General features: G+C 73.0%; 6 protein-coding genes and 2 pseudogenes. 1 reads left to right on the top strand and 7 read right to left on the bottom strand.

Annotated features, from left to right (window positions below):
- The 6 genes and pseudogenes from ABZ281_RS22300 to ABZ281_RS22275 all read right to left on the bottom strand — a co-directional run.
- A pseudogene (locus ABZ281_RS22300) lies at positions 1-1,669 on the bottom strand (hypothetical protein); the annotation flags it as partial.
- 2 nt (positions 1,670-1,671) lie between these two features.
- The gene (locus ABZ281_RS22295; RefSeq protein ID WP_356657968.1) at positions 1,672-3,543 is read right to left on the bottom strand and encodes an HSP90 family protein; all 1,872 of its coding nucleotides are present in this window, start codon (positions 3,541-3,543) and stop codon (positions 1,672-1,674) included.
- A gap of 219 nt (positions 3,544-3,762) precedes the next feature.
- A complete protein-coding gene (locus ABZ281_RS22290; protein ID WP_356657966.1) occupies positions 3,763-4,749 on the bottom strand; it encodes a hypothetical protein in 987 nt (328 codons plus the stop codon).
- Positions 4,750-4,867: 118 nt separating this feature from the next.
- Complete coding sequence (locus tag ABZ281_RS22285) at positions 4,868-6,586, bottom strand: SpoIIE family protein phosphatase (RefSeq protein WP_356657964.1); 1,719 nt, start codon at positions 6,584-6,586, stop codon at positions 4,868-4,870.
- Positions 6,587-7,063: 477 nt separating this feature from the next.
- A pseudogene (locus tag ABZ281_RS22280) lies at positions 7,064-7,549 on the bottom strand (universal stress protein).
- Between the two features lie 134 nt (positions 7,550-7,683).
- A complete protein-coding gene (locus ABZ281_RS22275) occupies positions 7,684-8,571 on the bottom strand; it encodes an endonuclease/exonuclease/phosphatase family protein (RefSeq protein WP_356657962.1) in 888 nt (295 codons plus the stop codon).
- Between the two features lie 277 nt (positions 8,572-8,848).
- Between ABZ281_RS22275 and ABZ281_RS22270 the strand changes: the two genes are divergently transcribed.
- Positions 8,849-9,544, top strand: a complete 696-nt coding sequence (locus ABZ281_RS22270; RefSeq protein WP_356657960.1) for a GAF and ANTAR domain-containing protein — start codon at positions 8,849-8,851, stop codon at positions 9,542-9,544.
- 172 nt (positions 9,545-9,716) lie between these two features.
- Here ABZ281_RS22270 and ABZ281_RS22265 read toward each other — a convergent pair.
- The coding region (locus ABZ281_RS22265) for a hypothetical protein (protein ID WP_356657958.1) at positions 9,717-9,949 on the bottom strand (233 nt) is incomplete at its 5' end.

Here is a 9,949-nt window from a genome sequence, read left to right as displayed (position 1 = left end):
TTGAGTTGACCGGGTCGGAGAGCGGGTTCAGCCAGTCGGAGGGCGGGTTCGGCGGATCGGAAGGCGGGTTCATCGAACTCGACGGTGTGGAGAAGCGGACCATGGACGCGTGGGCGGCGCTCAGTTCGGCGGCCTTCGCCTCGGGTCCTTCGGCGTCCTCCGCGGGGATCTCGGCGGTGGCGAGCAGGACGCAGGCGCGGGCCAGGGCGGCGTCTGCGGGTGCGCCGGCGTCGTCGTACAGGGCCGCGGCCTCTTCGTGCAGGGCGGCGGCGTCGGCGAACTCGTCCCTCTCGTGCGCCCGGTTCGCCTCGTCGGTCAGCAGGTCCGCGCGCAGTCGGGCGAGCGGGCCCACGGCCGGGTCGTCGGGGTGGGTGTAGTCGCGGGCGGCGACGAGCGTGCGCAGCCGCGCCCAGCAGGCCCGGGCGTCCGGGTGCCCCTGTTCGTCCGCCGCCCGTGCGCGGAGGATGAGCTCGGGGAGCGCGTCGGCGACGGCCGCCGCCGGGCGGGCGGGGGCCGTGGCGACGGGGGCTGCCGGGGCCACGTCGTCCAGGCTGCGGGTGCGCAGGGTCAGCTCGAGGGCGTCCAGGAGCGGGGCGCGGTCCAGACGGGTCCTGCGGCGGTCGGCGTGGGTCGTGGTGCCGTTGCGGGCGTCGAAGCGGGCGGCGAGGTCGTCGGCGCGGCCCCGCACTTCGGCGCGCAGGCCGGTGACGGTCCAGGTGCGGCCCGCGTATCCGGCGGTCGGCAGCTCGCCGTGGTCCAGAACCTCGACACGCTGGAGGAGGACCTCCACGCCGGTGAGGTAGTCGAGCTGGTCGAGCGGCGAGTCGACCTCGTCGAACAGGTTCCGGTTCTCGGCGAGCAGTTCCAGGCCGCGGGCCTCGTTGCCGGTCAGGGCGCAGAACTCGAGGTGCCGTCCGACCTCTGCGGACATCGACGGGGTGCGGCGGCAGCGGCGGTAGCCGGCGAGGTGCAGGTCGCGGGCCCGGTCGGAGCGGCCGGTGCGCAGCAGGGGCAGCAGCGCGTACGACAGGGAGCGGGCGGGCTCCTCCTGGCAGGACTCCTGGCCGGCCAGGACGGGCTCCCAGGCGCGCAGGGCCCGCTCGTCGTCACCCGCCGTGAGGTGGTACAGGGCGCGCTCGCAGATCTCGCAGGCCTCGCAGTCGCTGAGCCGGGTGCGGGTGCGGCCCGCCCACAGCTCGTAGGCGAGGATGGTGTCCTCGCCGACGTGGGCGGCGAGCTGGTACGCCTGTCCGTAGTAGGGGTGGAGGCCGAGGCCGGCCTTCTCGTAGCGGTCGCGCATCTCCGTCAGCCACTGGCGCAGGCTCGCCAGCGGTATCTCGGGCAGGGCGCGCAGGGCGTTGGCCACCCACTTGAACCGCCAGAACAGCAGGTGGCGCAGGCTGTCGTCGAAGACGTCGGGCTGCTCGTCGAAGAGGGTGAGCAGGCGGGCGAAGACGACGGGTGACTTCCGGGGTTCGGAGCCGTAGGTGTACGCCTCCTGGAGTTCGAGGAGGGTCCGGACGAGTGGGAGGGGCTCGGCGAACCGCTCGGCCACGTCGACGAGTTCCTCGGCCGTGACGGTGCGGGTGCGGCCGTAGGGGCGCCGTTGGTTGTCCTGGAGCGCCTGGTACAGCTCGTCCGTGTTCTGCGGTTGCGGTGCGGTCGGCATCGTCAGCTGTCCTTGCGGAGGGCGTGGGCGAGAAGGTCGAGGAAGGAGCGGTTGATGAGGCTCGACTCGGCGGGCCGGAGCGGGCGCCGGGACAGCATCGCGGCCTGCCCGTAGAGGGCTTCGGCGCTGGTGCGGGCCAGCTCGGGCTCGTCGATCGAAACCGCCGTGCGGACCAGCGGGTTGAGCTGGTTGAGGATCAGCTGGGCCCGTGGCGCCTCCTGGCGCAGGGCGCCGAGGATGTCGCCCCACAGGCCGCCTTCCTGCTCACGCGCGAGCTGGGAGCGGGTGCGCTCGTGCCGGGCCTCGCGGCTGTCGATGAGCAGGGCGGGCGCGGAGACGGGCTGGAAGGTGCGCAGGGCGACATCGCAGTCGAAGACGGCGAGGGCGTCGCGGGCCTGGGCGAGATAGGCCGCCGCGGCGAGTTCCGTCTCCCGGTCGACGGGGTCGAGGTGGGCGGTGAGGGTCGCCGGGTCGAGGTCGGCGACGGTGGCCTCGGGCCTGATCTCGGGCAGCCGGTGGACCAGTTCACGGTCGTAGGTGTAGCCGCCGTTGACGACGCCGAGCCCGGCGGCCGAGGCGATCGCCGCGACCTGCCGGAACTCCTCCACGCTCGACGTCACGAGCACGGTGCGGTGGGTGCGTGCGAACTCGTCCAGGGTGGTGTGCCCGTCGGTGGTCTCGAACGGCAGCCAGGGCAGCAGCATCCGCAGGATCTCGTCGTCGTGGACGGCGAGGGACTTCACGGCCAGGTGGTGGGCCTGGAGGAAGCGGCCGAGCAGGTCCGGGTCGCTGGCGGCGGCCCGGGCGATCCAGTCGCGCAGCCGCTCGGCGAGGGCGTCGCGGACGGCGGCGAGGGTGTCGTCCTCGTACAGGGACTCCCTGGACGCCGTCGGGCGCAGGCTCTCGGCGTCGACGACGCAGCGCACGAAGAACGCCCACTCCGGCAGGATCTCCTCGGCCTGCTCGGACAGCAGCATGCCCTTGACGTGCACGCGGTGTCCGTGGCGGCGGCCGGCCGGCACGGTCTCGGGCAGCACGCAGGCGATGCCCTTCAGGCCCACGGCCGGCAGGTCCAGCTCGATGGTGTCCAGCGGCTTGAAGCCGAAGACGTCCTCGCCGTAGGCGGTCAGTGCGCGGGAACGGGCTCCCGGGGTGGGGTACGTGCGGGCCCAGGGGGCGGGTTCGGGGTTGACGGACACGCCCGGGCCCTCTGCGAGGCCGCCGGTGCCGGCTGCCGTTCCGTCGTCGAAGGTCACCGGGTGGCGCAGCAGGGAGCCGAAGTGGCGGGCCAGGGCGTGCACCTGCGCCGGGCGGGTCCACTCCCCCGCGTCGGCGCGCGGCGTCAGCGTGACGGTGGTGCCGGGGCGGGGGCGGGCGGAGGTGGGCAGGGTGCGGACGGTGTAACTGCCGTCGCCGCGTCCGCGCCACTCCACGGCGGGTGCGTCGGGGGTGCGGGCGGAGCGGCTCAGGACGTGGATCTCGTCCGCGACCAGGAAGCAGGAGAGCAGGCCGATACCGAACTGGCCGATGAAGTCCGCGCGTTGCTCGGCGATCCGGTCGGCGCGCTTGCTGCTGCGGCCGATGGTGGCGAGGAAGCCGTGCACGTCGGCCTCGGTGAGACCGACGCCGTCGTCCTCGACGCGTACGACCGAGCCGTCCGCGTGGAGACGGACGCCGAACGCGTCGGCGGGCGCGGCAGGTTCGACGGCGCGCCGGGCGGTCAGCGCGTCCACCGCGTTCTGCATCAGTTCGCGCAGGTAGACGCGGGGGCTGGAGTAGAGGTGGTGGGAGAGGAGGTCGACGAGGCCGCGCAGGTCCACCTGGAAGGTGCGGTCGGCGCCGGGCGCGTTCGGGGCGGTGTCGGGGAGAGTCATGAGGCAGTCCGGGGTGGGAGGGGTGAGGGGAGGGCGAGTGGCGCGCGGCAGGCACCGGGGCCGGGCGCGTGCGCGGGCAGGGGCGCGGGGAGGCCGGGTGTATCAGCGCGGGCGCTCGGGATCGGACTCGGGCGCGGGCGCGGGGCTCGAACTCGGGCCTGGCCGTGGGCGCTGGGGCGCGAACTCGGGGGTGCGCGCGGGTCCTTCGAGCCCGGGTGCTCAGGCGCGGCGGTGCCGGCGGGCGAACTGCTTCTCGGGCTCGGCGAAGAATTCCCAGGGCCACGTGGTGTAGGCACCGTCCAGCGTCTGGAAGACGCGTCGGACCGTGTGGCGCTCACCGGCCAGGGACAGGGCCATGGCGAACATGTTGAAGTCCTGCTGCCAGCCCGGGCGCCACACGTAGGAGGGGTGGAGGATGCTGTGGTCGGCCGCCTCGCGCAACTGCGCCTGGATCTCGGAGGTGACGAGGTAGTCCCCGCGGTCCGACTCGACCCACTCCTCGATGTACGCCATGGCGATCACGCAGCCGAGGCGGTGCCCGTGCGGGGCGCGGGCGAACGTCTCCTGGGCGAACGCCAGGGCCTGCCCCGGCTCACCGCCCCAGCGGGGCTGCAACTGCGACAGCCACTCGATGTGGGTCTCGGTGTCCAGTGGGTCACGGCGCAGGGCGGCGTCGCGGCGGGCCTCGTTGACGGCGGGGCCCAGTGACATGCCGCGGCCGGAGGTGAGGAGTTGACGCCACGGCGTGACCCAGTCCGGCCGCAGCTCGGCGGCCTCCAGCAGGCGTTCCTCGGCGATCTCCAGCCGCTCGTGGAAGACGCGCCACTGGTCCTGTGTGACGTTCACGGCGCGCTCGGCGGTACGCGCCTCCCAGCCCCAGGAGATGTGCCGCGCCCCGGATATGAGCAGGGCCGTCGCCCGGTGCTCCTTGTCCTCCTCGACGGCCCGGCCGATCCAGTCCTGCACACCGTCCAGCTCGGCCAGTTCACCCAGGACCGCATGGTCGCGGCCGAGGTCGAAGGCGGTCAGTGCCGCCTTGACCGCGTCCCAGTCACCCGCGTCGGCCGCCTCGATCAGCGCGAGCACCCGCGCGTCCCCGAGCGCGCGCAGCGTGTACATCCCGTTCTTCTGCCTGCGCGGGACCGGAAGGGCGTACGGATCCGCCGCCGGTCTCTGTGCATCCCTGCCGAACAGCTTGCCGAACATGGCGCGCCCTCCCCTGGTCCCGCGTGATCTTCCGGTGCAGCATAAGGGGGCCCACCGGCAGTCCCTCCACCGGGTTTTCACGGTGCTTCACCAGCTCAGGCCCGGGGCTCGGCACAGGTCAGCTCCCGGGGACGCGCAGGGCCAGGACGGCGACGTCGTCGTCGTTCCCGGCGGGGCGGACGCGGCGCAGGAGCTGGTCGGTGAACGAGGCCAGGGGCCGGTGGGCGAGGGCGGCGGCGTGCTGGCGCAGCCGGTCGAGCCCCTCGTCGAGGGTGCGGCGGGGCGCCTCGATGAGGCCGTCCGTGTACAGCACCAGGGTGGAACCGGGCGGCAGCTGCGTGGTGGCGTCCGGGCGCCGGGTGCCGGTCTGCGTGCCCAGGAGGATGCCGTGGCCGTCGGTGAGGTACTCGGCCAGACCGTCCCGGCTGATCAGCAGCGGCGGGGGGTGGCCGGCGTTGGTCCACGACAGTTGCCAGTGGCCGTCGTCGGCCGGTTCGACCCGGGCGAAGATCGTCGTGGCCATGTCGACATCGGTGATGTGCTGGATCGCCTCGTCGAGCCGTTCGACGATCCGGCTGGGCGGTTCGTGCTGGGACCAGGCGTAGGCGCGGAGCATGTTGCGGACCTGCGCCATGCCGGCCGCCGCCTCCAGGTCGTGGCCGACGACGTCTCCGATGGCCAGGGCCGTGGAGGCGTCGGACAGGGGGAAGGCGTCGTACCAGTCGCCGCCTATCTGTGAGGCGTCCGGTGCGGGCAGGTAGCGGACGGTCATCTGCAGGCCCGCGACGCCCGGCATCTGCGGCAGCAGATGGTTCTGCATCGTCTCGGCGACCTTGCGCTGGCGCTGGTACAGGCGGGCGTTGTCGAGGGCGAGGCCGGCACGGCGGGCGATGTCCTCGATCAGGGGCAGGTCCACGGCTGTGAAGGGCGCCGGGTTCTCGTCGCGGCCCAGGGTCAGCGCTCCCAGGACCGCGCGGGTGCTGCGGATGGGCGCTATGGCCGCGGAATGCATGCCCGTGGCGTCGAACAGGCGGCGCTGCTCGACCGCGATGCCGGAGTCCGGTGGCCCCTGGTAGGTCTGCGGGCCGGCCAGGTTGGAGGCGACGCCACGCAGGGCCCGGGACAGCGGCATCGGGGATTCCTCGGGGACCGGCGGCATCGGCCCCTGCAAGTCCTCGCGGTGCGTGAACGTGTCACCGTCGGCGTGGACCACGACGGTACGCCACACCTCGTCGCGCTCGGTGATCAGGTCGACGACGACCCAGTCCGCGAGGCGGGGCAGGACCAGGGTCACCAGCCTGCGCAGCGCCTCGTCGGCGTCGAGCGTGGAGGTCAGCTGTGCGGTGGTCTCGGCGAGCAGGGCCAGCCGGTGCAGCTCCGAGAGCGGCTGGGCGGTGGGCTCCGGCAGCGGGTCGGGGGCCTGCTCGTGGTCGGGGGCGTGGAAGATGACGAGCGTGCCGGCGTGGCGGCCACCGACGTCGTACGGCGTGATCAGCCAGGAGATGCGCAGCAGGGTGCCGTCGGCGCAGGCGAAGTAGTCCTCGTCCGCCTGGGCCGTGCGCCCGGCGTGGAAGGCCTGCCGCATGGTGCACTGGGTTCGCGGCAGGGGCTGCCCTTGCGGGCCGCGGTGCAGCAGGTCGTGTGCGTCATGCCCGGTCAGGTCGTCGGCGGACCGGCCCAGGAGGTGTTCGGCACGGGTGTTCGCGGCGATGATGCAGCCCTGCTCGTCCACGACGTAGGCGCCGGCGCCGATGGCTTCCAGTATCCCGGCCAGCACGACGGACGCTGTCGGCACGGACGGCCCATGAATGGTCTCCGTGTGCTCCGGCCCCGTCATCGCGGCCTCCCTGCTGATCGGGCCGGCGTCCCTGTCACCGGCATGCCCTGCCTGCTTGCCTTCCCCGTATGCCCCTGCGGCAGCAAATTCCACGTCGCCCGGCGACGCGCGTCCTCCTCGCGGGCCCTGCGGGCCGCTGACCTGCGGTGCCGGGGGCCGAGCCGGGCGTGGCGGTCAGGGACGCGCAGCAGCCGCACTGCGATCGCCGCGATCGCGTCGGGAGACGGTTCCGCGTCGACGGCCCTTCCCCCGCTCGTCCGGCTCGAGGGGTTCGAGCGTGACGGGTTGCGAGCCGAGCAGCGTTCTCGGCATGCAGCGGCCGGTGCGGCCGCCGACACGCCGGGGCAGGCCGCGCGCAGGGTGTCCCGGTAGCTCCGCTTCGGTGCGGAGCAGGCGACCACGCAACCGGTGCCCCCGGAGACCCCCATGACCACGACGCACGGTCGGGATGTCTCTGGCCGGGAGCGCAGGCGGGACTCACTGTCCGCCCTCCCGGAACACGACGACCGGGCCGTCGGCGTGCTGGGCGCAGTGCTGGGCGACGGACCTCAGCAGCAGCCCCGCGAATCCCCCGAGCCCCCGGCTGCCGACGACGAGCAGGGAGGCCTCGCGGGCGGCGCGGAGCAGCACGCCGACGGCGGCCGTACTGGCCCTCGGCGCGTACCTCCACGGGTGGCTGCGCTCCCGCGGTCTCCTCGACCACCCGCGTGAGGTCTTCCCGTGCCCGGCCTTCCAGCGCCGCTTCATCGCTCCTCGTCGGAGGCGGCCGGCCGAGAGCGCCGTGGAACCGCGGTTGGTCCCAGGCCGTCACGGCCGGCACCATGCCCCGGTGAGCTCCGCCTGGCGCACCGCCCGCCGCAGGGCCTGCTTCGAGGAGTCCGAGCCGTCCACCCCGACCACGGTGCGGCCCGTCTCCTCGCGCTGGTCGGCCGTGACCTCTCCTCGAGACGACGCCGGGACCACCACGCCGGTCCGCGGTCCGCAGCCCCGCGGCTTGCCTTCCAGCCTCACGCCGACCGGACCGTATGCCCAGTCCGACGGGTCCGGACGGGGCCCGGCCCGGGACGAGCCGGCCGGGGTTCTCGCTCAGGTCAAGGTCAGGTCGGGTCGACGTCGGTGTGCAGCGGGTGGTGGTCCGAGTACGGCGTCGGGTGCACGCGGTGCCTGAGCGGGACGAAGCCGCGCAGGAACACGTAGTCGAACTTGCTCTGCCAGTCGGTGGTCGGCTGACAGGTGCCGGTGGGCGAAGGATGGCACTGCGGGTCCGCGTCCGTGGCCAGTGCCCAGATCGCGGTCAGTTCGGGAGAGTCCGGCACGGCGTTGAAGTCGCCGAGAAGGATCGCGCGGTCGTGCCGGGCGACCTCTGCGGCGAGGACGCGCGTCTGCTCCGCCCGGACCGCCTCTTGACGCCGTTGGGCGAGGTGCGTGTTGAAGACCCGGACGGAACGGTCGCCCACGGTGGTGGTGACGGCCATGTAGCCGCGGTCTTCGGAGCCGCCGTCGGGATACTCCACGTTGACGGGGTCCGTCATCGGTGCCGCCGAGAGGATCGCCTGGCCGAAGGCCCCCGGATTCCACGGAGTCCCTCCGCAGCGGCCCCATTTCCGCAGGACCGATCCGTACTCGACGTGGTAGACCAGCCCGTGGAGGTTCTCCAGATACTCACGGATCCTCTCGACGTCACGCACACACGCTTCCTGCAGGCCGATGACCTGGGGAGCGGATGCGGCGATCTCCGCGGCCCTGTCGACGTCGCTCACCTCACAGGGGTTGCAGATGTTCCACGTCATGACCCGGTTCGGTACGACGTCCCTGACGGCTTCCGCGGGCTGGGCCCCGGCGAAGAGGGCACCGGTCGGTGCACTGGGGCCGACCAGCGCCATGAAGACCGCCAGCATGGCGCCCGCGAACAACCGCACCCCCGTGCTCCTGCCGAGCACCCTCGCCTCCTCACGGTGAACCCACGTGGCCTCCGAGACCTCCATGAACGAGGTTATGGGACGGGGTCGACGGCGACACACGTCCTGTGCGATCTCGTGATCTCGGCGCCCTACCCCGCCCGGGGTGGGGTGGGGTGGGGAATACAGGAGCCCGCAGTGCGCGCCGCAACCCACGACCATGGGCGGGACCTGCGTGAAGGGAACTCTCACAGGTCCCGGCCGCCGAGGCCGCGCCCCGCTCTCCGGTCCTGGTGCCTTCGCCCGTGAGGGGCCAGGCTGTGCGTAGGGTGGCCGGACTGGTGATCGACGCGGGTGGTGAGGCATGGACTGGCAGAAGTTCGCCGAGGAGATGGCCCTGCTCGCGCGGAGCCTGCTGAAGCAGGACTCGGTGCAGCAGACGCTGGACGAGATCGCGGCGTCGGCCGTGAAGCTGGTGGACGGCTGTGACGCGGCCGGGATCCTCGCGGTGCGCAAGGGCCGCGCCGTCACGCTGGCCTCGTACGGCGACATGGTCGTGGAATCCGACCGCCGGCAGGGCGAGCTGGGTGAGGGCCCGTGCTTCGACCTCGCCCGTCGCGCTGACGAGGACCGGGTGTTCCGGGTCGCGGACATGACCCGGCCCCAGCCGGACTGGCCGCGCTACGCCGAGGCCGCGCGCGAACTGGGCATCGGCAGCATGACCGGGGTGCTGCTCTACACCCACGAGGAGGACTTCGGCGCGCTCAACCTGTACGCCCGCCGCCCGGGCACCTTCACCGAGGACATCGCGACCGCCGGCTGGCTGCTCGCCTCGCACGCCGCGGTCGCCCTCGCGGACGCCCGCACCATCGACCAGCTCGAACACGCCCTGGAGACCCGGCACGCCATCGGCGAGGCCATGGGCATCCTCAGGGAACGCCACGGGATGAGCGACGAGGAGGCCTTCAGCGTGCTGCGGAACATCTCCCAGAACCACAACATCAAACTGCGCGACGTCGCCCAGCGGATCAGGGAGAAGAGCACCGATGATCCGGCGTGATCATCGAATGCGCCACCGGCCCGTGGCGCGGCCGTCGCTCTGCGCGAGTACGCGGCGACGGGCGGCCTTGGATGGGCGGATTCAGATCGGGTGCGCCTACGCGACGATCCGGTTCGAGTCCTTGCTGCACCCTGCATACGCCTCGGTGGGCCGACCTGCGCGCGGAGCTCGGTCACGGCCGCTCCCGGGCGCGACGTCGACCGGTCGGCAGTGGAATCGGGGTGGCCCCGGCCACGACCGTGGCGGAGACGCTGCCGAGGACCATCCGCACGGACACAGCCATCCATCCCGTCCGGCCTTTCCCCGGCAAGGCCGCATGGCTCATTGATCGTCGTGCGGGGGGCACCGTGCCGTCGGGCTTGAGCACGGGCCGGCCCGCGAAGTTCTGGCCGAAATCGAGGAGCC

Source organism: Streptomyces sp. NPDC006265 (genome assembly GCF_040613555.1).
In the GTDB taxonomy this organism is placed as follows: domain Bacteria; phylum Actinomycetota; class Actinomycetes; order Streptomycetales; family Streptomycetaceae; genus Streptomyces.
The sequence above is the reverse complement of the archived record's forward strand: the minus strand, read 5'-3'. Positions and strand labels throughout refer to the sequence as shown.

What these genes read in the sequence shown, in the direction of transcription:
- ABZ281_RS22295 (WP_356657968.1), bottom strand. Translation starts at nt 3,543, where the DNA reads ATGACTCTCCCCGACACCGCCCCGAACGCGCCCGGCGCCGACCGCACC.
- ABZ281_RS22290 (WP_356657966.1), bottom strand. Translation starts at nt 4,749, where the DNA reads ATGTTCGGCAAGCTGTTCGGCAGGGATGCACAGAGACCGGCGGCGGAT.
- ABZ281_RS22285 (WP_356657964.1), bottom strand. Translation starts at nt 6,586, where the DNA reads ATGACGGGGCCGGAGCACACGGAGACCATTCATGGGCCGTCCGTGCCG.
- ABZ281_RS22275 (WP_356657962.1), bottom strand. Translation starts at nt 8,571, where the DNA reads ATGGAGGTCTCGGAGGCCACGTGGGTTCACCGTGAGGAGGCGAGGGTG.
- ABZ281_RS22270 (WP_356657960.1), top strand. Translation starts at nt 8,849, where the DNA reads ATGGACTGGCAGAAGTTCGCCGAGGAGATGGCCCTGCTCGCGCGGAGC.